Origin of the sequence: Granulicatella elegans, from assembly GCF_020735385.1 — a bacterium.
In the GTDB taxonomy this organism is placed as follows: domain Bacteria; phylum Bacillota; class Bacilli; order Lactobacillales; family Aerococcaceae; genus Granulicatella; species Granulicatella elegans_B.
Genome location: NZ_CP085953.1, coordinates 1,607,544 through 1,632,827, shown reverse-complemented (window position 1 = coordinate 1,632,827; position 25,284 = coordinate 1,607,544). Strand labels below are relative to the sequence as shown.

24 protein-coding genes and 3 pseudogenes are annotated in these 25,284 nt (G+C 35.3%); 26 read left to right on the top strand and 1 reads right to left on the bottom strand.

Annotated features, from left to right (window positions below; translation table 11 throughout):
• Nucleotides 1-25: 25 nt before the first annotated feature.
• The 21 genes and pseudogenes from LK443_RS08105 to LK443_RS09575 all read left to right on the top strand — a co-directional run.
• Nucleotides 26-1,065, top strand: a pseudogene (locus LK443_RS08105) (DEAD/DEAH box helicase); the annotation flags it as partial.
• Nucleotides 1,066-1,363: 298 nt separating this feature from the next.
• Nucleotides 1,364-1,579 carry a helix-turn-helix domain-containing protein gene (locus LK443_RS08100; RefSeq protein ID WP_227931416.1) on the top strand — a complete coding sequence of 72 codons (216 nt, stop codon included), beginning with the start codon at nt 1,364-1,366 and terminating at the stop codon, nt 1,577-1,579.
• Nucleotides 1,580-1,609: 30 nt separating this feature from the next.
• Nucleotides 1,610-1,822: a hypothetical protein gene (locus LK443_RS08095; RefSeq protein ID WP_227931415.1), complete on the top strand. Its 213-nt coding sequence runs from the start codon at nt 1,610-1,612 to the stop codon at nt 1,820-1,822.
• Nucleotides 1,823-1,989: 167 nt separating this feature from the next.
• Nucleotides 1,990-2,685: an ABC transporter ATP-binding protein gene (locus LK443_RS08090; RefSeq protein WP_227931414.1), complete on the top strand. Its 696-nt coding sequence runs from the start codon at nt 1,990-1,992 to the stop codon at nt 2,683-2,685.
• Entirely contained in the window at nt 2,685-4,925 is a 2,241-nt protein-coding gene (locus LK443_RS08085) for an FtsX-like permease family protein (protein ID WP_227931413.1), read from the top strand. The genes LK443_RS08090 and LK443_RS08085 overlap by 1 nt, the downstream gene beginning before the upstream one ends.
• A 172-nt stretch (nt 4,926-5,097) precedes the next feature.
• A complete protein-coding gene (locus tag LK443_RS08080; protein ID WP_227931412.1) occupies nt 5,098-5,268 on the top strand; it encodes a hypothetical protein in 171 nt (56 codons plus the stop codon).
• A gap of 720 nt (nt 5,269-5,988) precedes the next feature.
• Complete coding sequence (locus tag LK443_RS08075) at nt 5,989-6,462, top strand: YSIRK-type signal peptide-containing protein (protein ID WP_227931411.1); 474 nt, start codon at nt 5,989-5,991, stop codon at nt 6,460-6,462.
• 176 nt (nt 6,463-6,638) lie between these two features.
• Nucleotides 6,639-12,242 carry a Rib/alpha-like domain-containing protein gene (locus LK443_RS08070; RefSeq protein ID WP_227931410.1) on the top strand — a complete coding sequence of 1,868 codons (5,604 nt, stop codon included), beginning with the start codon at nt 6,639-6,641 and terminating at the stop codon, nt 12,240-12,242.
• A gap of 324 nt (nt 12,243-12,566) precedes the next feature.
• On the top strand, nt 12,567-12,764 hold the full coding sequence (locus LK443_RS09580) for a hypothetical protein (protein WP_416217138.1): 198 nt from the start codon (nt 12,567-12,569) through the stop codon (nt 12,762-12,764).
• A gap of 178 nt (nt 12,765-12,942) precedes the next feature.
• Nucleotides 12,943-13,038, top strand: a pseudogene (locus LK443_RS08060) (S-adenosylmethionine synthetase); the annotation flags it as partial.
• Nucleotides 13,039-13,389: 351 nt separating this feature from the next.
• Nucleotides 13,390-15,450 carry a Rib/alpha-like domain-containing protein gene (locus LK443_RS08055; protein ID WP_227931409.1) on the top strand — a complete coding sequence of 687 codons (2,061 nt, stop codon included), beginning with the start codon at nt 13,390-13,392 and terminating at the stop codon, nt 15,448-15,450.
• Entirely contained in the window at nt 15,451-17,130 is a 1,680-nt protein-coding gene (locus LK443_RS08050) for an InlB B-repeat-containing protein (protein ID WP_227931408.1), read from the top strand.
• A 288-nt stretch (nt 17,131-17,418) separates the two neighbouring features.
• Nucleotides 17,419-17,976, top strand: a complete 558-nt coding sequence (locus tag LK443_RS08045; protein ID WP_265416417.1) for a zinc ribbon domain-containing protein — start codon at nt 17,419-17,421, stop codon at nt 17,974-17,976.
• A complete protein-coding gene (locus LK443_RS08040; protein WP_227931407.1) occupies nt 17,969-18,250 on the top strand; it encodes a hypothetical protein in 282 nt (93 codons plus the stop codon). Before LK443_RS08045 ends, LK443_RS08040 begins: the two co-directional genes overlap by 8 nt.
• A 257-nt stretch (nt 18,251-18,507) precedes the next feature.
• Nucleotides 18,508-19,809: an ATP-binding protein gene (locus LK443_RS08035; protein ID WP_227931406.1), complete on the top strand. Its 1,302-nt coding sequence runs from the start codon at nt 18,508-18,510 to the stop codon at nt 19,807-19,809.
• A 76-nt stretch (nt 19,810-19,885) separates the two neighbouring features.
• A complete protein-coding gene (locus tag LK443_RS08030) occupies nt 19,886-20,230 on the top strand; it encodes a hypothetical protein (protein WP_227931405.1) in 345 nt (114 codons plus the stop codon).
• 59 nt (nt 20,231-20,289) lie between these two features.
• Complete coding sequence (locus LK443_RS08025; RefSeq protein ID WP_227931404.1) at nt 20,290-20,538, top strand: hypothetical protein; 249 nt, start codon at nt 20,290-20,292, stop codon at nt 20,536-20,538.
• A 28-nt stretch (nt 20,539-20,566) separates the two neighbouring features.
• Complete coding sequence (locus LK443_RS08020) at nt 20,567-20,842, top strand: hypothetical protein (RefSeq protein ID WP_227931403.1); 276 nt, start codon at nt 20,567-20,569, stop codon at nt 20,840-20,842.
• Nucleotides 20,843-21,046: 204 nt separating this feature from the next.
• Nucleotides 21,047-21,118 (top strand): hypothetical protein, encoded by a 72-nt coding sequence (locus LK443_RS08015; RefSeq protein ID WP_265416445.1) that lies wholly within the window; start codon nt 21,047-21,049, stop codon nt 21,116-21,118.
• Between the two features lie 70 nt (nt 21,119-21,188).
• Complete coding sequence (locus LK443_RS08010; RefSeq protein WP_227931402.1) at nt 21,189-21,611, top strand: hypothetical protein; 423 nt, start codon at nt 21,189-21,191, stop codon at nt 21,609-21,611.
• Nucleotides 21,612-21,629: 18 nt separating this feature from the next.
• Nucleotides 21,630-21,857: pseudogene (locus LK443_RS09575) on the top strand (SMI1/KNR4 family protein); the annotation flags it as partial.
• On the opposite strand, the gene LK443_RS09570 reads toward LK443_RS09575, so the two are convergent.
• The gene (locus tag LK443_RS09570) at nt 21,819-21,902 is read right to left on the bottom strand and encodes a hypothetical protein (protein ID WP_127165946.1); all 84 of its coding nucleotides are present in this window, start codon (nt 21,900-21,902) and stop codon (nt 21,819-21,821) included. The pseudogene LK443_RS09575 and the gene LK443_RS09570 sit on opposite strands and share 39 nt — an antisense overlap.
• Nucleotides 21,903-21,967: 65 nt before the next feature.
• Between LK443_RS09570 and LK443_RS08000 the strand changes: the two genes are divergently transcribed.
• From LK443_RS08000 to LK443_RS07985, 5 genes are all read left to right on the top strand, one after another.
• Nucleotides 21,968-22,459: a YfbM family protein gene (locus tag LK443_RS08000; protein WP_227931401.1), complete on the top strand. Its 492-nt coding sequence runs from the start codon at nt 21,968-21,970 to the stop codon at nt 22,457-22,459.
• 204 nt (nt 22,460-22,663) lie between these two features.
• Entirely contained in the window at nt 22,664-23,257 is a 594-nt protein-coding gene (locus LK443_RS07995; protein ID WP_227931400.1) for a hypothetical protein, read from the top strand.
• Nucleotides 23,258-23,373: 116 nt separating this feature from the next.
• Nucleotides 23,374-23,595, top strand: coding sequence for an SMI1/KNR4 family protein (locus LK443_RS09565; protein ID WP_416217915.1), 222 nt, complete (start codon nt 23,374-23,376; stop codon nt 23,593-23,595).
• A 131-nt stretch (nt 23,596-23,726) separates the two neighbouring features.
• Nucleotides 23,727-23,972: a 2-keto-3-deoxygluconate permease gene (locus LK443_RS09560; RefSeq protein ID WP_416217133.1), complete on the top strand. Its 246-nt coding sequence runs from the start codon at nt 23,727-23,729 to the stop codon at nt 23,970-23,972.
• Nucleotides 23,973-24,006: 34 nt separating this feature from the next.
• The gene (locus LK443_RS07985) at nt 24,007-25,176 is read left to right on the top strand and encodes a M20 metallopeptidase family protein (protein ID WP_227931399.1); all 1,170 of its coding nucleotides are present in this window, start codon (nt 24,007-24,009) and stop codon (nt 25,174-25,176) included.
• Nucleotides 25,177-25,284: the final 108 nt, after the last annotated feature.

Below are 25,284 nucleotides of genomic sequence, written 5' to 3'. Positions count from 1 at the left end.
TATAGATTTAGTAGGTTTATATTTATTTAGACAATTGAAACAAGAATATCAAAAATATCATTATCGTTATTTAATTTTAGATGAAGCACAAATGGTGAAAAATAGCCAAACGAAAATTGCACACGCATTAAGAGAGTTTGATGTTGAAACATGTTTTGCTTTATCCGGAACACCCATTGAAAACCGATTAGAAGAAATTTGGTCGATTTTTCAATTTGTTCTTCCTGGATTATTACCAAGTAAAAAAGAATTTAGCAAGTTAACACCAGAAATGGTCGCAAAATTAATTCAACCATTTATTTTAAGAAGGAAAAAAGAAGAAGCTGTTTTAGAATTCCCCCCATTAAATGAATATTTATATAGTAATGAATGAACTTCTCCTCAAAAATCATTGTATATCGCTCAAGTTCAACGAATGCAAGATATCGTAGAATCTCATTCAGATGATGAATTACAAAAGAGAAAAATAGAATTATTACCGGGATTAACACGATTACGTCAAATTTGTAATACACCATCCTTATTCCTTGATGACTACTCAGGAGAAAGTGGAAAAATGGATAGCTTAATGGAATTGTTAACAACACTTCGTGAAAAAGGTGCTCGTCCATTAATTTTCTCACAATTTACAAAGATGTTAGAACTCATTGAGTTGGAATTAGAAAAACAAGGACTTACTTTAAATTAACCGGTCAAACGCCATCAGATGAACGTCAAGAAATGGTGAATGCCTTTAATGCAGGTGAAAAGGATTGTTTCTTAATTTCATTAAAAGCTGGGGGAACTGGGTTGAATTTAACGGGTGTTGATACAGTTATTTTATGTGATTTATGGTGGAATCCTTCAGTAGAAATGCAAGCTATCGGACGAAGCCATCGTATTGGACAAACGAAACAGGTAGATGTTTATTGCTTAGTAACTCTTGGTACAATTGAAGAAAAAATTCAGCAATTATAAGAGAGTAAAAAAGAATTAGTGAATACAGTTCTAGAGGGCCAAGAAAGTAAGAATAATCTAACTGTGGAAGACATTAAAGAAATTCTTGGAGTCCATTTAAGTGAATAAATAATGAAGTCATTTAGGTTGTTCGACAAATCTTGCTGGTAAATCTAATTTGTAAGTTTCTATCATAACGATTATAGATGAAATAAAAATTACAATAATTTTGTATAAACTTCATTATAAGCAAAGAAGCTATATCCCTGAGATATGGCTTTTTCTTTTGGAATAGTTAGCAAGATGCAACAACAATTTTATGTATGCTGTTTTTAATTGCTTAATAACACTATGTATTATATAACGCTAATATGCAATCAATAATCCTAATAGGATAATATTACAACAGAAAAGTGATTGGGGTATAATGATAAAAAATAATATTGAAGTCGATGTAAAAATAAAGTGTATTGAGGCCGGTATGACTCAAGCACAACTTGGAGAAAGCATAGGATCTACAGGGCAGTATGTGAATCGTATCGTAAAAAAATCGGATTCTGTAATGAACAAGACCTTCGTTTCTATGCTGGAAGCTTTGGGCTATGATATAGAGATAACATATGTAAAAAGAAATGAAAAATAGAATGTTATGTGTAAGAGAGGATTTTCACTTATGAACAAAGGAATAACGATTAAAGAATTTAATTTACTAACAGAAGATGAGAAAATCAATCTAATGAAAGAGCTACATGAAGCAGACGAGTCTGAAGAAATGGAAAGCTATCTATTGGAAAATAGCAATTTTAAAAAAATTTTTTATAAGAAAATCAATGCCTTATTGTTTAATAGTGTCCTTGGCCATACTATCCTTATTATGAACAGGTGAATTTAACCCCTAGACAATCATTATTCTTTGACATCTATATATATGAGTAATAATATGAAATTGATTAGGAGTGGCTAACGAAGCTTCCAGTCTGAGATTAGAGGTCTGACCATCAAAATAGCTGCCCTGTAAGTAGACCCTTATTTAATTAGAAATGGAGGAATAAAATGATTAAGATAGAAAATTTACATAAATATTATAGTTTCAAAAAAGAGAGGATTGAAGTCCTAAAGGGGATTAATCTGGACTTGGAGGATCATAAAATTATATGTGTCCTAGGACCTTCAGGGTCGGGCAAGTCAACTCTTTTGAATATTCTTGGTGGGATCGAGTCTATTGATGAGGGCAAGGTGGATGTCTTTGGCAATGACCTGGGGTCAATGAATAAGAAGGATCTTGAACTATACCGCCGAAACTACTTGGGTTTTGTCTTTCAATTTTACAACCTGGTTAGTAATTTAAATGTTAAGGAAAATATTGAGGTGGGTAAGTACCTATCTAAGGATCCACTAGATATTGAAACACTAATTGATGATTTGGGTTTAAGGGATCAGGTTTACAAGTACCCAAATGAGATTTCAGGCGGCCAGGCCCAGAGGACATCCATAGGCAGGGCTATAGTAAAGAGACCAAAGCTTTTAATCTGCGATGAGCCCACTGGAGCCCTTGACTATGAAAGTGCCAAAGATGTTTTAAAATTAATTGAAAAACTTAATAGCACCTATGGGACTACAGTCATCATCGCCACTCACAATAATCAAATAGCAAGGATGTGCGACTTTGTCCTATCCCTCCATGACGGTAAGATCAAAAGCTACGAAGAAAACAAGGATAAGATCACAGCAAGGGAGGTAAACTGGTAATGAAAAACCCCATAAATAAAAGAGTTTTTAGGCAGATATATGACAGGCCTGTAAGGATAATAGCGATCTTCCTAGCCATGTTATTTGTTATAGTATTTTCATCCGCCTTTTTCACCTCTCAGGACTCTGTCAAGTCTCTCTATTACAAGCAGCTTCAAGAGGGTAAGGTAGAAGATGGACAATTCACTACAATTAATCCCCTGACTGACAAATTAATAAAAAAATTGGAAGAGAAAAATATAAAGGTCTACAAAAACTTCTATATTGAAGGGGACCAGGGCCAGGGGAAGAAGATTAGGGCCTTTGAAAATAGGGAGGAAATCAACCTTCCACAGATCCTTGAGGGCAGGCTGGCTTTAAGTAGGGATGAGCTGGCTATTTCAGGAAACTATGCCCGGGCTAACAAGCTTAAAATAAATGATCAAATTAAGGTTCAGGACAGGACTTTTAAGATAGTCGGCCTGGTCTCCCTGCCAGATTATTCAAGCCTCCTTCGCAACAGGGATGACCTTGTTATGGATACTGGCTATTTCGGGATCTGTTTACTTACAAGGGAGGGGTTCGAAAGTTTTGATGAATTACCAGTTAAATATAACTATAGTTACCATAATGACAGCAAGTTGGGGGAAGAAGAGGCTTTAGACCAACTTAGAGAAATAGCAAAGGTCATTAATAATGAAAATATGGTAATAGATGGGGTAATAAGGGCCAACAACCATTGCATAAGCTATTTAATGGATGATATGGAGGGTGATGTACCGACCATGACCACCTTCATGTGCATCCTCTTTATAGCATTAGCCTTTATAAGTGCAGTTCAGGTAAAGAGCCTAATTGAAAGTGAAGCCCCTGTCATAGGGACCCTCCTAGCCTCTGGCTACAAGAAAAATGAGCTTCTGGTTAATTATATGAAGATGCCCATCTTCCTAACCCTACTTGCCGGAATTCTTGGGAATATAGTAGCTTACATATATGCCTTTAGGAAGTATGTGGCCCTCTACTATAATAGCTTTGACCTCCCTAATTTTGAAGCAAAAATTAGCTTTAGGTCTTTCCTACTTACAACTATGATACCCCTTTTAATATACCTTCTTGTTAACTTTTTCGTTATTTCAATGTCCCTGCGTTTTAGTCCTCTGGACTTTTTAAGAGGGAAGTTGGTAGAGGAAAAGAGAAAGAGCAAGTTGAAACTTCAAGGCATTAGCTTTATAAGTAGACTTAAAATAAGGATGGTCCTGGATAATAAATTAAATATATTTGCCCTTATCTTCGGTATCTTATTGGCCAATATCCTCCTAATATTCGGTCTTTCAATAAAGCCAATCATACATGATTATGCAAAAAAGATGAGCGATTCTATGAAATACAATTACACCTACCTGGTAAAGATGCCGCAGGAGGGGGTAAAGGCTGAAATGGCCCACATTATAGAGGGTCAGCTTATTGACCATGAGGATAAGAAAGTCAAGGTCTTCGGACTTGAGAGGGAATCGAAATTTAATATAAGGGACTATGATAGCCTAAAGGATAATGAAATTGTGGCCAGCCAAGGCTTCGTTAAAAGGTTTTCAATCAATGTTGGTGATGAAATAAGGATAAAGGAACCCTATAAGGCCCGGACAATCAGCCTAAGGATAAAGGATATCGATAAGGAAAATAACTTTTTCCAGCTTTTTATACCTAAAGAACATTTAAATAAGGTGCTGGATAAGGAAGAAGGTTATTTTAACAGCTACTTATCAGACAATCAGTTAAGTATTTCAAAAGATAAGCTCATTACAGAAATCAATGGACAGGAGATGTCAAAGACAACCGAGCATTTTCTGGACGGCTTCGGGGCTGTATTTGATATGCTTTTCTATGTGGGGATAGGTTTCTACTTAATAATATGCTTTATAGTTATGAACACTATTTTTGACAGGTCTAGGATAAATATAAGCTACCTAAAGGTTTTTGGCTTTAGTGACGGGGAGATCATAAGAACCTATGTAAGCAGTATTTTCATTCTACTTATTGCCTTACAATTTATTATGATCCCTGTCTTGGACATGCTTATGAAGTACCTTATCTATGTATCAATGACAAAACTTGATGCCTATATAATTGCTGATATACCGCTAATGATGTACTTAAAGTCCATCCTATACAGCATCATAATATTTATCACTATCCAGCTTAGCCAGCATATAAAGCTTTCAAAAATTGATATGGTTAAGGAGCTGAAGGTAATGAACGGGTGATTATGGGATGACTCTCAATCATTAAGGTATTTAGCGGACTTAGGGGGCTAATATTTGGAAAATTTGAAAATGAATTTTGGTTTAATGAATGGGAATATCCACGAGATATAGGAAGTATTATTGCAGATACAGAATCTGGTGGACATGATATCATCTATTTAGATTATCGTGAATGTGGAAAAGATGGAGAACCCAATGTTTTCAAGAATATGATTTTGAAATTCAAGTACTTGCAAATAATTTTGAAGAGTTTATAGGAATGCTAATATCATTAGAAGAACTTGAAAAAGAAAAACCAAGTCTTTCTGCCATTAGTAAGTGGCGATTTAACACATCTAAGTGAAGCTCAAAAGCTATTAAAGTTTGTAAATAAAAATGATGGCATCGAGAAATGTGCAGATGAGGATTTTTTAGAATAAGAGTTAAAAGATGAGTTCATGGGAAGCTGTTTCTGTAGAAAGAATTTTACAATATTTATTGAGAGTGTGCGTAAAAGCACACTTTCAATGGATTTTTCACAAAAAAATATCTTCAAAACAGTCTAAAATAATTAATCATTCTTCGTAGATTTCAGTAATTTTGGAGCTGATTGAAAAAAACAAGAAAATATGGTAATATATATGGAATTATTTTCGTAGTTAAATAAAGCCAATGAAATCAATACTTTAGAAGTAGTGCTAAAATAAAAATCGACACCATGAAATCCCGTAAAACAAGGATTTTGTGGCTAAGCCAATTGTCCCACAAGTTGTATTGACACTGGTTCGTGTCACAAATGTTTGTGTTTCTTAGATAGCGTAAATGATTCTGATTCTAAATTACTTGCATTATTCATTCGATGTGATAGAATTATATATATTATCTATGCTTTAATATTGTGAAAAATCATATCTTGCACACCGCTAAATTATAGTTAAAATTAAAATAACACTTATGTTAATGTGTGTGAATTTATGAATTGTATTAATCAGTAATTAAAAATTAAAGGCATTTTAATTATTCCTTTATTTATTGATCAAAATTAACGGCGTAGAATTTATTTTTAAGAAAAGGAGAAGTAGTAATGAATAACAAAAATTTATTTAAAAAAATCATTACTGAAAAAAGAGCAAAAAGCTCTAACGAAAGACCAAAATATGGTCTAAGGAAATTAACAGTAGGAATGGTTTCTTGTCTATTAGGTTACATGATGTTCATGGCACCTAATGTAACATTTGCTGAAAATGTGGATGCACCACAAGCTGTAGAAGCGAATGTTGAATCAACTAAAGCCAACGCTGGTGAAGAAGTAGAACAACCTAACAAGGAAGTTGTTAAACCAACAGAAACAAAAGCTACTGACCTAGCAAAATCTTCCTCTGTTGCAAAAGAATCAGCAGTTCAACCAAAATCAACAACAACTACTGAAGCTGCATCTGAAACAAATGAAAAAGCCACTGAGTTCAAATTAACAGATGAACAAAAAAACAACTTGAAGATGCTGGATTTGATTCAGAACAAATACAAGTTATTGTCAATGAAATCAAGGCTGAATTAGCGAAGAACAAGGATTTTGACATACCAAAATTCATAGAAGAAAGAATCGCAGAGATAGATAAGATTCAACCTGTCAATGCATCTGAAAATGAAAACACTAGAGTTAGAGATGCATCTGAGCCTGAAGATACAACTGTAGGGAAAGATGCAAACAATGCTGTGCATGCCTATGTTGGCGTGGTTAATGGACTAAATATTGATGCAGACCTATCTAAGGCAAGTGATCATCAATTTAAGCCAATTGCAGGTGTTAAGGCTTATTTCCAATGGTTTGAAACATGGGGAAATAAACGATATTCATCACCAGTTTATACAGCTACATCAGGAGCAGATGGTCAAATACACATGGGAATAAAACCATATGTTGCCGAAGATGGAAGCTTAATTAAATTTGATGCAGATCCAACAGTATCTGCTGGTCGTGAAAGATATAGATTCTGGATTGATGAGTCAACTATTCCAGAAGGCTACCAACTTCAATATATAACAGGTGAATCTGTAATATTCCCTAATCAAGATTTACCAATAACACAAGGTGGTGCAGGATCAAACACTGCAAGAAATATTCATGGTAATTGGAAAATATTATTAATGCAAAAACCACTTGAACAAATGCATAAAAAAGCTACACCAACAGAAAAACAACATGATGGTGGATATCTTACAGGTACTGTTGGTTGGGATTACAAATCAGGAGTTGGTGGAATCCAATGGAATACAGTAGCTGATACGGGTACTCCAGCTAAAGATATAACCATAAAAGCTTCATATCTATCAGATGATGCGCTAAAAGAAATTTATAGCGAATCTACTGCTGTTATGATGGGCGTTGCGAAACCTTCAGATATTCGTGGAGCTGGCTGGACAGCTGAGCAAGAAAAGAAATTACAAGATTGGATAAAAGAACAAGTTAAAAAAGATCCAGACAAGTGGATAGCTGAAACAGTATCTGCAAAAACAAATGCTGATGGAAAATATATTATCCAATTTAAGGGAACTTGGGGAGATTTAAAGAATAGAGATGCTGGATTAAAAAATTATACTTATAAGGCAGGCCAGCCTTATAGTGGACAAGTTTGGAATAGGTGGACTAAAGAACAAATTGACAGACTTGGTAAAGTTGCAGATAAGGCAAACAATGGAAGCTTTAATTATGCAGGAACCCCAACAAACAAAGTAAAACACGTAAACTATGACTGGTTATTTGTATCTGTAGAAAATGCTGACCATCTCCGTGTTATGACACCATATAATAATAATCAATATACACAAATGAGTAATGTATTTGGTATCAATGGTAGTTGGTCTGGAACTGGATTTGGAGTTGGTGTAACTAATGCTGTACCACAAATTTTACGTGCAGACTTTGCGGTTGCTCCAGGAGAAATTAAATTTAATATAACAAATTATGACTCAGGTGCCAACAAAGCCCTACCAGGAGATGTTGCTAAAACATCAACAGAAGGCCTACCATACCATGGAGAATCAAGTGAGAAATTTAGAATAGTTTGGTATGACGAAGAGGGAAATCAAGTTCATGAATCATCAGCTCAAAAACCATCAAGCACAGGATCGCTAGAATCAGCAGAATTTGACACAAGCAAAGTAACAAAGACAACTAATTATACAGCTAAGCTATATAGGGTAGATAGCTTAGGTAATAATGCAGAATTGCTAGCTCAAGATTCATTTACAGTTAAAGTTAATGACAAAATCGGTTCTCTTTATGAAAAAGTTGAATTTAAAAACAAAGCAATTAAAGATGCAACTTATAAAGCGAAAGGTCTTCCCGAAGGACTTACTATTGACTCATCAACAGGTAAGGTATCAGGAACTCCAACTAAAGCTGGAAAGTTTGACGTAACTGTAACAGCTTCCCAAAAAGACGAAGCAGGACCTATCACCATAAACAAGAAAGACGAATATATAATCACAGACTCACCACTAAAGGATGGTTCAGTTGATATTGCCTATGACGCAACAATTGCACCAACTCCTATTGACGGTTATGTCTTTGAAAATGTAAAGGCTAAATTTATAAATGGTAAAGAAATTGCAGGTCTAACAATTACAGATGATAAGATTTCCGGTACACCAAAATCAAACGTTGATGCAACTCAAGAAAATCCCAATGTGGAAGTAACATATGACATTTATCAATTAAGACCTGATGGTAATAAATTCTTATTGAAAAAAGGCCATGTAGACAAGGTTCCTCTATCCATTAAAGATAGTGAAGCGACTAAGTACGAACCAAAATACACAGAAGTAGAAGGTAAAGTAGGCACACCAGCAACAGTAGCTGCTCCAACATTCCTAGACCAAAAGAGTACAACAGATCCAAAACCGAAAGCAAATCCACAACCAACAGGCATGACATTTGCTTTGGGTAAAGATGCTCCAACAGGCGCAGTAGTAAATGCGGACGGTAGTGTAACTTACACACCAAAAGCTGGTGAAGAAGGCAAAACAATAAATATTCCAGTAGTAGTAAAATACTCAGATGGAACAACAGATGAAGTAAATGCTCCAATAAAAGTTGCAGAAAAAATAGCTGACAAAGTACAACCAAAATATACAGAAGTAGAAGGTAAAGTAGGCACACCAGCAACAGTAGCTGCTCCAACATTTACAGACAAAGATGGACAAGCTGCAACACCAGAGAACGTAACATACGAATTAGGAAAAGGCGCTCCTCAAGGTGCAAAAGTGAATACTGATGGAAGTGTAACATACACACCAGTTGACGGAGATGCTGGAAAAACAATAAATATTCCAGTAGTAGTAAAATACTCAGATGGAACAACAGATGAAGTAAATGCTCCAATAAAAGTTGCAGAAAAAATAGCTGACAAAGTACAACCAAAATATACAGAAGTAGAAGGTAAAGTAGGCACACCAGCAACAGTAGCTGCTCCAACATTTACAGACAAAGATGGACAAGCTGCAACACCAGAGAACGTAACATACGAATTAGGAAAAGGCGCTCCTCAAGGTGCAAAAGTGAATACTGATGGAAGTGTAACATACACACCAGTTGACGGAGATGCTGGAAAAACTGTAAATATTCCAGTAGTAGTAAAATACTCAGATGGAACAACAGATGAAGTAAATGCTCCAATAAAAGTTGCAGAAAAAATAGCTGATAAAGTACAACCAAAATATACAGAAGTAGAAGGTAAAGTAGGCACACCAGCAACAGTAGCTGCTCCAACATTTACAGACAAAGATGGACAAGCTGCAACACCAGAGAACGTAACATACGAATTAGGACAAGGCGCTCCTCAAGGTGCAAAAGTGAATACTGATGGAAGTGTAACATATACACCAGTTGACGGAGATGCTGGAAAAACTGTAAATATTCCAGTAGTAGTAAAATACTCAGATGGAACAACAGATGAAGTAAATGCTCCAATAAAAGTTGCTCCAAAAGAAAAGAGTGCTACTCCAGTAATTGATGATACAAAAGCTGGTGCTACAAAGATTACAGGTACGGGTGGCGTCAAAGGCGCAACATTATTTGTAACAAATGGCGAAGATATCATAGGCGAAGCAACAATAAATGACGACGGGACATGGGAAGTAGCAGTACCAGATAATGTTAGAATTGGTGAAGGCGACACAATAAAAGCTATCCAACAAGAAGATGGAAAACAACCATCAGACGAAGCTAGCAAAACTGTAAGTGCAACTGACAAAACAGACGTAACAGGCACACCAACAACAGTAAAACCAGATGGAACAAAACAAGACACAGGTCTAACTGTAACCAACAAAGATGACAAAACACCAACAACTGTAGAAGCAGTTGATGAAGATGGAAATAAAGTTCCAGTAGAAATTGGTGCAGATGGAAAGATCAAAGTAACTCCAGGCACAAATGTAGATGGACCAATCACAGTAACAGTAAAAGACGGTGACTTTGATAAAGACAAAACATTTGAAGTACCAGTAGAAGGTCATACAAAAGGTGTTGACGACAATAACGATGGTAAACCAGGCACAGGTGCAAAAACAGACGTAACAGGCACACCAACAACAGTAAAACCAGATGGAACAAAACAAGACACAGGTCTAACTGTAACCAACAAAGATGACAAAACACCAACAACTGTAGAAGCAGTTGATGAAGATGGAAACAAAGTTCCAGTAGAAATTGGTGCAGATGGAAAGATCAAAGTAACTCCAGGCACAAATGTAGATGGACCAATCACAGTAACAGTAAAAGACGGTGACTTTGATAAAGACAAAACATTTGAAGTACCAGTAGAAGGTCATACAAAAGGTGTTGACGACAACAACGATGGTAAACCAGGCACAGGTGCAAAAACAGACGTAACAGGCACACCAACAACAGTAAAACCAGATGGAACAAAACAAGACACAGGTCTAACTGTAACCAACAAAGATGACAAAACACCAACAACTGTAGAAGCAGTTGATGAAGATGGAAACAAAGTTCCAGTAGAAATTGGTGCAGATGGAAAGATCAAAGTAACTCCAGGCACAAATGTAGATGGACCAATCACAGTAACAGTAAAAGACGGTGACTTTGATAAAGACAAAACATTTGAAGTACCAGTAGAAGGTCATACAAAAGGTGTTGACGACAACAACGATGGCAAACCAGGCACAGGTGCAAAAACAGACGTAACAGGCACACCAACAACAGTAAAACCAGATGGAACAAAACAAGACACAGGTCTAACTGTAACCAACAAAGATGACAAAACACCAACAACTGTAGAAGCAGTTGATGAAGATGGAAACAAAGTTCCAGTAGAAATTGGTGCAGATGGAAAGATCAAAGTAACTCCAGGCACAAATGTAGATGGACCAATCACAGTAACAGTAAAAGACGGTGACTTTGATAAAGACAAAACATTTGAAGTACCAGTAGAAGGTCATACAAAAGGTGTTGACGACAACAACGATGGTAAACCAGGCACAGGTGCAAAAACAGACGTAACAGGCACACCAACAACAGTAAAACCAGATGGAACAAAACAAGACACAGGTCTAACTGTAACCAACAAAGATGACAAAACACCAACAACTGTAGAAGCAGTTGATGAAGATGGAAACAAAGTTCCAGTAGAAATTGGTGCAGATGGAAAGATCAAAGTAACTCCAGGCACAAATGTAGATGGACCAATCACAGTAACAGTAAAAGACGGTGACTTTGATAAAGACAAAACATTTGAAGTACCAGTAGAAGGTCACAAGAAAGGCAAAGACGACAACGGTTCTGACACAACACCAGAAGACAAGAAAACATCAGTTGACGAAACAGGTAAGAAACCAGTTAAACCAACAGATGACAAACAAGACACTGGCGTTAAAGTTATAAACCCTGATAAAGATACAAAAGTATCAGCCAAAGACGAAGATGGTAAAGATGTACCAGTAGAAATCGACGGAAATGGTAATATCGTAGTAACACCAGGTAAGAACGTAGATGGACCAATTACAGTAACAGTAGAAAATCCAGACCTACCAGGTGGAAAAGTCGAAGTTGTAGTTGAAGTTGAAGGTCACAAGAAGGGTCAAGACGACAACGGTTCTGACAAAAAACCAGAAGATGGAAAAACATCAGTTGACGAAAACGGTAAGAAACCAGTTAAACCAACAGATGACAAACAAGACAAACCATCTAAGAACTTACCAAAGACAGGCGCTACTAATAATCTAAGCATGTTTGCAGGAATTATGGGTATGGCAGGAAGCTTACTAGCCCTTATTGGTTTCAAAAAAGGAAAAAAGGAAGATGAACAAGTATAAATTACTTTGAAATATTTAAGTAAAAATTTGAGTCAGAATCCGAAGAATAGTAGGTACAAAACCAATTGACAATGGAACTGTAACCAAAATGATAGTGCTGGAGGTGGGTGAAAAATTCACCTCCAAATCTATATAAAGAATTACGGCTCTTTGTCAAATAGGGTTGATGAAACAAATTTAGTGAAGGAATTAAGCAGCGTCAGGTTGCTTAATTCCTTTTTTAGTTGTTGGAGTAAATAGTTTAGGAACTGGAATATATAGAGTTGGAAGCGGTAGACCTACCGGACAAAGTCAACCTTGAAGCATATGATATGCCAAAGCCAAGTGAGTACTTATCAGAAAAAACAAAAAAATGGAATTCCGCTGGGTGCGGATGAAATATATAAAGAGATATGCTTGTGGTTAAAAGAAAGAAAAGGTGAAAAGCTGGTAAACAAAAGACTGATAGAAGCATATTCACAGGATTTTGCCAGATATATACAGTGTGAAGATGCCATTAGTAAATACGGTATGATTGGTTAGCATCCTACAACAGGAGGTGTAGTTAGTTCACCATTTATACAGATGTCATCTCAGTTTCAAAAGACAGCGAATCTAATTTGGTATGAAATATATGATATTGTCAAACAAAATTGTACAGAGTTTTTTGAAGAGGAAAGTGATGATTCTATGGAACAGTTACTAAGGAGAGAAAGAAAAAATGATTGAAAAAGTAAATCCGAGCCATCTGGATAAGGTGGCAGATAGAATTGCCGGAGCGATTGTTGATCTGGCATATAAAGAAAGTGAGAATCCTATTTTTAATTGGGAACCTTTTGCAGTAGCGTTAAATTCATATTCTTTTTGTGCTTTTTGAGAAGAATAGATCGTATAAGCTACTAAATCACTAGCTAATTGTTCCACTTCACCACGTTTTACTTCACGATAAAAAGTTGCCTTAGAAATCCCTAGTTTTGTATAAATTTCATAATCTGACATCTGATTCTTTTTTAAATGTCTTTCCATTTATTTTACAACTCGGGGGTATTTTAATATCAAAAAAGATTAACGAATGCTTGAAACTGTGGTATACTATTCATAGTTATAAGATAAAACAGAAAATTTTTAAAGCGCTGTTAATATAAAAAAATATGAGGGGATGGAAAAAATGAATTTAAAATCAAAATTTATGAATTTATTCAGGGAGAATGTTAATATCTCCAAGAAAATTTCAGTTGGGCTACTTTCATTTATGATTATGTTGTCATCACTGGCACCTTTCGCAAATGCAAATGGCTTCCAGCCTAATTCTGTTACAACAAAAATGGATACGCAGATCAAGGTTAAGGAGCCGACCGTTAACCCTGTATTATACGATGCCACAACTATTTCAGGAGGCAATCTAGCTAAATATAGAGATAAAGTTAATAAAAAGACTGTAATAGCAACAGTCCATGTAACATTAAAGGGTGAAGATGGTACTGTAAAAGCTACTCTTTCTGTTACACCTACAAGTGGAACAACATGGTCAGTAAAATTACCTGGAGAAGTTAAAGTTGAAAAAGGCGATACTGTTACTGTTTACCAACAAATAGGTGAAAATAAATCACCAGAGGTAACTGCGATTGCTCAACCATCTAAGGCATCTACAGTTACTCTTAAAATGCCGGAAGGCGAAATTTGGATAGAACAAACAAGTTCTAACATAGTTAATGAAGACGAACAAGCAGAAGCTGTTAAAATGTTGAAAGATGCAAATACTGCAGTAGCTGGTGATATGAAATCAGTTAAGTTTACTATTGATGGTACTAACCATGCTTATTATGAAGTAACTTATACTGATGGTTCGACATCAGGGATAGTTGAAGCTAAAAATTTACAAATAAAAACAGTTACAGAAAATTCAAGAGGAGCTAATCTTAATGAAATTACAATTGTAGACAATGTAATTAAGGGAAAACTAGAGGGTGAAGGACCTTTTGACGGCATAAAAGTACAATTAATCATTAATGTTAAAAAGGAGAAATCAGGAGACTTTTGTACTGACAAAGGATGTAGAATTGACAAAGACTCATCTAATCCGGTAGGAGTAACTTTAGAAAATGATGGAACTTTTTCCTATACTTTACAAGAACAAAATAAGGAAAGTTTAACTCTCGACCAAATAGTTGGTGTTACAGTAAAAGAACCCCATAAATTTGTATCTTGTTCTACAACTACTGTAAAACCAGTAATACCTGAAAAGACAGAAGTTAAAGACCCTAGAAAATTAACAGCAGAGGATAAAACAACTATAATTAATGCTATTAAAGAAGCATATAAAGCACCAGATGGCACATCTAAATTACCAAACGGAACCGGAGATTGGAATGAAGTACCGGCAGTTATACAATTTGATGACAGTGGCAATGCCAAAATATTTAGTGGTAATGATGTAGCAGGTACTTGGGACAATGGGCATTATGTTCCGGGAAAAAACGCAGATGGTTCATTAAAGGTAAAAGAAGGAGCTAATCCAAAAATAACAATTCCGGCCAAAGACCTTCTAAAAAATATCAAACCAGAAGCACCAACAGTTGCATTAAGTGATGATAAGAAAAACATCATAATCACTCCAAATGAAAAAGATACAGATGCGAATATTATTACTGTTTCTTATACAGATAAAGACGGTAAAGTTCAAACAACTAAAGCTACAAAAGCTGATGATGGAACTTGGTCTATTGCTGGCGAAGGAACAGTAGTAAATGGCGTTATAACTCTTTCTAAAGACAAGGTAAAAGGCAAAACAGATGTAAAAGCTAAAGTAACAGATAAGGGTGGAGTAGCGGATGACGATAAAACACCACTTACATCAGATTTTGGAACTTTAACTGTAGAAGAAACAAAAGAAGAAACAAAAGCTGAAAAAGTTAAAAAACTAGGCGGTCTCGACCCGGTAGATATAAAAAAATGGGTTGGAGATAAAGTTGACTGGAAAGACGGTGTAAAAGCTAAAGACGATGCATCAGATGATAACAAAGCAAAAATAAAAGAGTTCTTAGATGAAGCAGGAACAAAATTTATTGATGAGGCAACTCCAGGAAGAAATACAGATATACAAGGAGACTACAAAGGTAAGATTAAAGTAACATTTGATGACGGTTCTTCCTTAGAGGTTGAACAAACACTATACGTCAGCGATCTTGTAACATCAGAAAAAAGAGAAAACACTCCTGATGATGCTTGAGTGGTTGAATTTAAATTAGGTGAAGGAACAAAAGTTGATAATACTGGATCTGGAGCAATTGAAGGAAATAAAGATAATCCTGTAAGTTATCAAAAATATAAAGTTAAACCAAATACTAATTTAAAAGATTATAAACTTCCTGTTGTTAATGCATCTGTTGTTGATTCTATAACATTATCAGCGCAAGATGGATATACTGATCCAACATGGAACACAAATAACTTCGTGGCAACTGCTGGCAATAATGTTTTTACAGCAACAGCAACAAAGACATATGATATAACTTTTGATGCAAATACTGGTGGTGGAACGAAAGACAAAGTAACTCAAAAAGCAAATACAGAGTATGAATTACCAGCATCTAACACATTTACCCCACCAGCTAACAAAGAATTTTCTGGTTGGCAAATTGGAGATGACTCTACAAATCTAAAACAACCAGGAGAAAAAATAAAAATTACTGGTGATACAACAGTAAAAGCCATCTGGAAAGACATTGAACACAAAGACATTAAATACAAAGTAACATTCAACGGAAATACTGGAACAGGTTCAATGGATTCTGCAACCGTTAAAAAAGGTGAAAAATACAAATTACCAGAAAATGCTTTCGGAGCACCATCAGAAAACCAAGAATTCAAAACATGGGAAGTAGATGGTAAAGAAGTAGCACCAGGAACAGAAATCACTATAGAAAAAGATACAGAAGTAAAAGCCATCTGGAAAGACATTGAACACAAAGACATTAAGTACAAAGTAACATTTAACGGAAATACTGGAACAGGTTCAATGGATTCTGCAACCGTTAAAAAAGGTGAAAAATACAAATTACCAGAAAATGCTTTCGGAGCACCATCAGAAAACCAAGAATTCAAAACATGGGAAGTAGATGGTAAAGAAGTAGCACCAGGAACAGAAATCACTATAGAAAAAGATACAGAAGTAAAAGCTACCTGGAAAGACATTGAACACAAAGACATTAAATACAAAGTAACATTTAACGGAAATACTGGAACAGGTTCAATGGATTCTGCAGCCGTTAAAAAAGGTGAAAAATACAAATTACCAGAAAATGCTTTCGGAGCACCATCAGAAAACCAAGAATTCAAAACATGGGAAGTAGATGGTAAAGAAGTAGCACCAGGAACAGAAATCACTATAGAAAAAGATACAGAAGTAAAAGCCATCTGGAAAGATATTATGATTAAAATCATATATAATCCTAATGGTGGTAACTGGAATAATGACAGTGCAAATAAGACAATAGAAGTCAAAAAGGGAACTACAATTATGATTATGGAAGCTCCTGTAAAGGATGGATTCAAATTCAAGTATTGGAAGGGTTCAGAGTATCAGCCAGGAGATAACTATACGGCACTTGAAGATCATACTTTCATAGCTGTTTGGGAAGAGAATAAAAAACCAGGCACTCCTGATGTCAACCCTAGTGAACCGGGATCAAATAATAAAAAACCGGGTACACCTGATGTCAACCCTAGTGAACCAGAATCAAAGGATAAAAATGGAACACAGTCTCGTGGAACTTCAAGTTTGAACTCAAAAAATAACAGATTACCAGACACTGGTGATAATGGAATGAATATGCACTATGCTTTTGGACTTGCATTCGTAGCATGCGGTGTACTAGTTATAAATAGAGTCTATAGAAAAGAAAAATAAGATCTATTAAACAAAAGCAAACCATATATTCAAAAACAAAAATAACCGCTCTTATGCAAAAGCAGGGTATCCAATAAGTTTTTGGGTTTCCCCGAGAACTTTTTAGGAGTACTTTAGGGGGCAACTGAAAAAATCAATAATTTTAGGGGTAAAAATTAAGGGATGACAGACGTCATCCCTTATATTATTATGGTTGTTCGACAAATCCTGTTGGTGAGAAATCACCGACAAGATTTGTCGAACAACCCAAATAGGAGATGTACGAGTCATTTATTATATGTGCTAGATATGGTCATTACAAAATCTATCAGCCGATTTGCAAGAAATACCATCGACTGCCTAAAGTATATAAGACAGCTAAGAGAAAAGAATATATCTATCATATTTGAAAAGGAAAACATCAACACGATGGAAGATGTCAAAGACATCCATGAGGCGATAATATCTAAAGATATTTTTATACAAGTGCAAGAAGAAATGTTAAGACGTGCCAATATGTTTAGTGGTGAAGGGAAAAGAAAAAAGCGAGTTTATTCAAGCAAGTATGCCCTATCCAGCCTTTGTGTGTGTTCAAAGTGTGGTGATATTTACAGGCGTATTGTCTGGAGCAATCGAGGTGAACGCTCGGTAGTTTGGAGATGTTGCACCAGAGTTGAACATGGGCCAAAAGCCTGCAACGCTTCAACTATAAAGGAAGAAGAATTGCAAGAAGTTGTCGTTAAAGCGATGAACATGACACTTAAAACCTCTGAAGAAACTTATGTCAAACTCATGAAAAACATTGAAGAAGTGATTGCAGGTAATAACACAAAAGAAATCGAAATCATTGATGGGGTAATTGCTTGAACAGGTAAGAACGAAGAAAGATTATACGGATATCGCTAATGAAGTTGAGACGCTAAAAGGCAAGAAACACAAAATGCTAGTAAAAAAGGCACTAGATGAAGATACCAAAAGACGCATCAAGGATATGGAAGAATTTCTCAAAAGTCAGAGCAGAGAGATAACAGAATATGATGAAGAACTTGTGAGGAAATACATCAAACAGATAAAAATATTTGATGATAAATTTGAAATTACCTTCAAGTCTGGAATAGAAATAAAAATTGAGAGAATGTAAGAATGGCCTGAGCTTTAACTAGCTTGGGCTTTTTTGATTGATATTTGGACAGAAAAAGCCAATGATAGCGTGAAGTGTATAAGCAGGTGGCAGGACAAGAGGAGTTTGATAGATTCTAACTCTGATTTAATAAAAGTTGTAAATACGCATTTATTTTAAAAGTATGCATTGGAATCTTCGCTGAAGGATGCTATAATATTATAAATAGATTTAATGAAAATGCGTATTTACAACATAGTTTTAAATGAGGTGTATAGATGGAAGTGCAAAGACCAAGATACTTAAACCAACTTATAGATAAAAAAGATAACGGAAGAGTAAAGATTATTACAGGCATTAGAAGATGTGGGAAATCATATCTTTTATTTGAATTATATAAAAAGCACCTACTTTCTTGTGGAGTAAGTGAAAATCAAATGATAATGATTGCACTTGACAGTCTACAGAATATTAAGTATAGGAATCCAATTGAGCTGGATAACTTTTTAAGAGGTAAAATTGAAGATAATGGAATTAAGCACTATATTTTTATAGATGAGATTCAGTTTGTAGAAGAAATTCCCAATCCATATTTGGAAGGAAGTTGTTCAAAAATTACATTTGTCGATTTGGTACTAGGATTAATGAAAATACCAAATGTTGATGTGTATATTACAGGGAGTAATTCCAAAATGCTTTCATCAGATGTATTGACGCATTTTCGAGATCGTGGTGATGAAATAAGGGTATACCCATTTTCATTTGCAGAGTTTTATTCATGTTATGAAGGGGATAAAAGAAAGGCTTTTGACGAGTATTGTCTATATGGCGGAATGCCAATGTCTGTACAGTTTAGTAATCATGAAAAAAAGAGTGAGTATTTGAAGAATATTTTTACAAGTACCTATATTAAAGATGTAATAGAGCGTAATAAAATCTTAAAAGACACATCTATATTGGATGATTTGCTAGATATTATATCTTCATCTATTGGCTCTTTGTCTAATCCAACAAAATTAGCTAATACTTTTATGTCAGAAAAAAATATAAAGATATCTCAGTTTACAGTAAGCACTTACCTAAATTATTTTATAGATGCTTTTTTAATTGAGAAAGCCAGAAGATATGATGTGAAAGGGAGAAAATATATATCATCTCCGTACAAATACTATTTTTCAGATATTGGACTTAGAAATGCAAGGTTGAATTTCAGGCAGAATGAGCAATCACATATCATGGAGAATGTAATATATAATGAACTTCGAATGAGGGGATTAAATGTAGATGTTGGTGTTGTGGAATACAACTATAAAGATAAGAGTAAAAAAACTGTCAAAAAGAACTTAGAAGTCGACTTTGTTATAAATAGGGGAAGTAACAGATATTATATTCAATCGGCACTTAATGTTGATACAGAAGAAAAGCGAATACAAGAAACAGAATCTTTGAGGAGAACCAGAGATTCCTTTAAGAAGGTTGTTATAGTTAGAAATAATATTGTGCCAAGATATGATGATGATGGTATTTTATATATTGGTGTAGAGGACTTTCTTTTAGATGAAGCTGCATTGGATTTATAAAATAACAATATTAAATTTAATAAAAATGCGTATTTACAACATTTGAATAAATTTGAATTTGAGTAGAGGTATTAAAATGGAACAGTTGATAAATAATTTAAGAAAAATAAATTATGAAAATCTTAATCTTGATGAGGTCTTGACCGGAAGAGATAACAAAACCTTTGATAGCGAATGGATAAGAGTATTTGATGAAATTAAAGAATTAAAAAATAGTGTGAAAATAACTGACAATACGCACATCAGAGAATTGGCTTATTTAATAGTGTATGAGAACTCAAATTCAGATGATTTAGCAGCTTATGTTTCTGATGATTTCGGTTTAATTTTCGATAGTATTATTTTAAATTATAGGGATGAATGGTTTGATAAATTGATTAGGTGTTATGAAGAATTAAATATACCAAATGGGATATTATAAATTTAGATACGAGGATTAAGAGACTATTGGGTTATAAAAATTTGAATTTAGAGGACTTAATGAAAAATAAAGAAATACAGGAACTTGTACAAAATGAGATAAAAAATAATATGATGGATTTGGATGAATGGAGAATTAATAATCTTAAACAAATTTTGTTTGAACTTAAGCAGTTAGAAAAAAATCCTACATATGTACTTTCTTATCCAAGATATATAATTGACCAATGGGAGCTTGATAATCCACTAATTGTTAAGCTTTTAGAATATGCAGAAGATATAGAAAGAATGCAATCTCATCGCAAATAACTCCCAGTTTTAAGAGGAGTGAATAAAATTGAAAAGATACAAACAAATGACATGGCAATTTGAAATTGCAGGTGTAGAAGGGAATGTAATTCTGTTTGATACAAATATTTTTGAGTATGACTGGCATGAAACAGGGGAATACGTATCAGTAACGGAGCCACTATATCATCAGAGTTGTAGGTTTCCTATTTATGTTGTGTATATTAACGATGAACTTCATAAATTTGCTGCTGGTGAATTTAGTAGTAATGTATGGGGATTTTATATACTTAAGTACTCAAGTGATAATTTCAGTTTATTGTGAGGTGGAAACAAATTTGAATTTGTGAGGGGATATGATGATGGAAACTATAAAAGAATTTTTAGAGAGCAATATATATTTAGATATTATAAAAAAATTGGGAGTAGATAACTTTCGTAAAGAGCTACGAAGCATAGAAATAGAGCGACTGATAAATCGTTTGAAACAAAGACAATTTCTAATGCACGTGAGTGTATCGGTGGTGATGTGACTCATATTTTAAAGTGGTTTGAAATTCCTAATGATGTTGAAGAAGCAATTCGTGAAAGAGAATGGTGAAAATCAAAAGACAAGCTCGAAACAGCGAAATTTAATTTTAATGAGAGATGACCTGAGGAGGATGGTTTTCATGGATGATTTGAATGAGAAAACTATAAATGAGAAGCTACTTTCCTTGGTAGAGGGCAGAGAAACCCCTGAAAGCTATCAAAATTGGTGGCTAAAACACGAACATGAATTAGAGAGGGTTTTAAATAGGGGAGAATTTTTAAGACTTAAGCCAAAAGACCATGATTTCCTCTGGGTGCCGATTTTAACAAGCCAAAAAGGAGCCATAGCCATACTGGAGAGGAAAGGGCTACCTTTTTCTAAAAGCAATCTGTATCAAGAGAAATATTTAGAGGAGCTGGATATCTATTGTAAGGATAAGAAAAAAAGAGAGCAAGAAAAGAAAAAGAAGGTTAAAGAAGAGCATCCAAATTTGTTTGAGCATTATCCAAAGTTTACAAATGCTTTAGTGAAATCTCTTGATGAAAATGACGTTATAAAATAAGGTGCTACACAAGAGGAAATTCGGAAAGCAGAAGAAAAATTAAGTTTTGCCTTTCCTGAACAAGTACAAAGGTTTTTCTTAATCACAAGCGGCATTGATCTTTCAACTGGCATAAAAGTTGTGCTAAACGAAATGTTTTCAATGGAAATAAAAGAGAAGCAATATTTGGTTCTTGGAGAGTTTTGGAAAGAGGCAGACGGAGATCAGCTATTGCTTTGTCATGATGAAGAAACAATTTGGTACTATGCCCATGAACAGAATAAAGTAAAGAAGCTTTGCAATGATATGAATGAATTTCTTGAGAAGAAATTATCTAGGTATCTGAGCAGGTAAAGACAAATATGGAGGAAAAATAAATGGGATTGATTGCAAATTATCAGTCAACTACTGACATTGAGTTAGAAAAATTTATGTGTCTTGATGATGTGGAAGAAGCACAGGAAAATGAGAACTTAGAAATTTGTGATATAGATAAAACGTGGGACGCACTTCATTTTTTGTTGACAGGAAAATCTGCCAACGAACCGATTGAAGATAATTTAATCAGCGAAGCGATTGTAGGACAGTTTAATATTTCCGGGGAAGAAATCGAAGAATTTATATCTGGAACGAAAACTGATAGAGTGAAAGAAATTGCAAAAGCGTTGCAAGAGATTGATTTTGAAACATATATTGATAAATTCGATATGAGTGCGTTTCGCCAAAACGATATTTACCCTGATATTTGGGAATACGAAGAAGAAGCTGATGAAATTAAAGATGATTTAAGAATCAAATTTGAAAGAATGAAAAAATTTTATGAGAAAATGGCAGCACAAGAGAGCGCCGTTTTAGTGTCAATCTATTAACTGTACAATTTCAACTGTTGCGGAAATAGCAAAGCCAGCCGAGCCAGTCACGAGCCAGTCAAGGGTCAAGATAAATGGCGCATAAATGCGCCACCGTTTACAGCCCCGCCCGTCTTTGCTAGTGGTCAATCAAGGTGGGAAAACCTAAAATGGCTTCCCGCTCATTTCAAAATTTAGAAAAATTTGTGTAGGGAGGAAACAACCATGTCAGTAAGTGGTTATACGGTTGAAGCACATGGACATGACCGAAAAAGTGATGATTATGGCTATGTGAATATCATGTATCGCTATGGTAACAAGAAGAACTGCCCAAGACCAGAGCAGTGCGAAAAGATGGAGGTTATGTGGGCGGACGAAAGTGTCTACGGACCGCCCGCCCCCGGTTGTAAAGTCGGAGATTTTATTATGACTTGGTTGATGGGGAGTGAGCGTCTTAATTGTGGGATATTTGCCCGTAGGGGAATTGCCCAGTACTTAGCTGAAACTTTCTCCGGTTTGAAAATCAAGGAATTGGAGTGGTTTGAGAACCCCAGAGAAAAAACACTGAAAAATGGAAACCCTCGCATGCGCAGGGTCAAGTGGCTGCCGGAGCGTGAGGTGGATTTAGTGTACCTCTACTCTGACTGCTATATTGACGCTCGAAACCCTGTCCCAATTCAGACGGATTTTTTTACCGCTACAAGAATGGATGCTTGGGGAGAGACTACTTGGTTTATGTGTTCCCCAAAAGCTGCTGAACAACTGATTACCATGGATTTTGAAAATCTGATTGTCAAAGAAGCAACTATTGTTGGATAGGTATATATTTATTAAGCAGACAAGGAGGGAGAGCAAGGAAGAAGAGGAACTAACAATGTTTGAAAATAATGATTTAAAGGATTTTTTGGAATAGGGGGTAACAAGCACAACTCTTTATTTGGAAAATATGGGAATATCCACGAAATATAGGAATTATTATTGCAGGTACAGAATCTGGTGGATATGATATAATCTATTTAGATTATCGTGAATGTGGAAAAGATGGAGAATTCAAAGTATCCGTTTGTTTTCAAGAATATGATTATGAAATTCAAGTCCTTGCAAATAAATTTGAAGAATTTATAGGAATGCTAATATCAGAGGAAGATCTTGAATAAAATTCAATCTGTTGAAAATTCCAACAAGTTTGCACCGAAGGAAATTAAGAAGAAATAAAGATGTTAGTAAATACCCGTTCCCAAGCCAGCTTAAACCTTTTAACGATAGCCTTCTCTTATCGTTAAAAAGTATGATTGATACGTTTCCACGAACGGACACTATGACTTGTTATTCATACTGTTTTTGCCTGCCATTTAGACTTTTTGAAAAGGATGGATATGAGAAAGTTTCTGTGCCTACGATAATCGCCGCAGCTGACCCGAGTGTATCTGAAATTACAAGGGTTGCGGTTGCACCAATTGCATTTGGCGTGGTGCTAACGAGCATTATCACTCCAATATTAACTGAAAAATATGCAAGGAAACGCAAGATGTAAAAGAGAAGTTTAAACATGTAAGGAGGAATGAATTATGACTAATTATTTTAAAGAAGCTTTAGAATACAAAGATGAGCTAATTGAAAAAAGAAGAGCTTTGCACCAAATTCCGGAAGTTGGACTGGATTTACCAAAAACAAAGGCATATGTAAAGGGTGAGCTCGAAGGACTTGGCCTTGAAGTAAAAGAATATGGTACATCCGGTTTATCTACCCTTATTCAAGGTGAAAAAGGTGAAGGAAAATGCATTATGATTAGGGCAGATATGGATGCCCTTCCAATGAATGAAGAAAGTGGTTTGCCCTTTGCTTCAACCGGAAATACTGCCCACACTTGTGGCCACGATCTCCACTCTTCTATTGCCCTAACTGCTGCAAAAGCTCTATTAAAAGAAAAGGCAAATTTCAAAGGCACAGTGAAATTTATGTTTCAACCGGCTGAAGAAATTTTTGCAGGATCTAAAATGATGATTGAAAACGGACTATTAGAAAATCCTCAAGTGGATAGTGCTCTTGCACTTCACACAGCTCTTGACAGAGAAACAGGTTCAATTTGTTACAATGAAGGCTATGTTGCTACAAGCTCAGATAACTTTAAAATTACAATTAAAGGTAAAGGCGGCCATGGCGCATATCCTCACACTACCATTGATCCGATACATGTAGCTGTCAATATTTACACAAATTTCTTAGAGCTAATCGCTCGCGAATGTCCACCTCAAGAAACGAGTACATTGACCTTTGGAATGCTAAGTGCCGGTTCAAACTCAAATATTATTCCGGATCTTGCAGAAATGCAAGGAACACTTCGTACATACAATCCGGAGGTTAGAAATAAATTAAAATCAAGAATGCTGGATATTATTGAAGGATTAAAGATTTCAACAAAAGCTGAAATCGATCTTGACTTCTTCACCGGAGTTCCAAGCCTTTATTCAGACCCGGAATTCACAAGAGAAATTGTGGACTATATAAAAAATAGTGATTTTGATGGCGAACTCATTCCGGACACAAAAATAATGGCAAGCGAAGATATGGCTCTTGTGGCTGAAAAAGTTCCAACCGCCTATTTCAATGTAAACTGCAAATTGCCGGGCAACAACTTTAGCCACCACAATCCCGGAGTGAATTTTGACGAGAATATGATGCCAATTGGGCTGGGGCTAATGCTTACAGCCGTTGTCAACTGGCTAAATAATAACTGATTTGCATTAAAAAAGGGCTTAAGATTTGACCACTTTGCACTGGCCTCCAAAAGTTGAACCAAGAAATCCAACCTTTGGAGGTCAGTACATAACTCAAACAGATCTTTT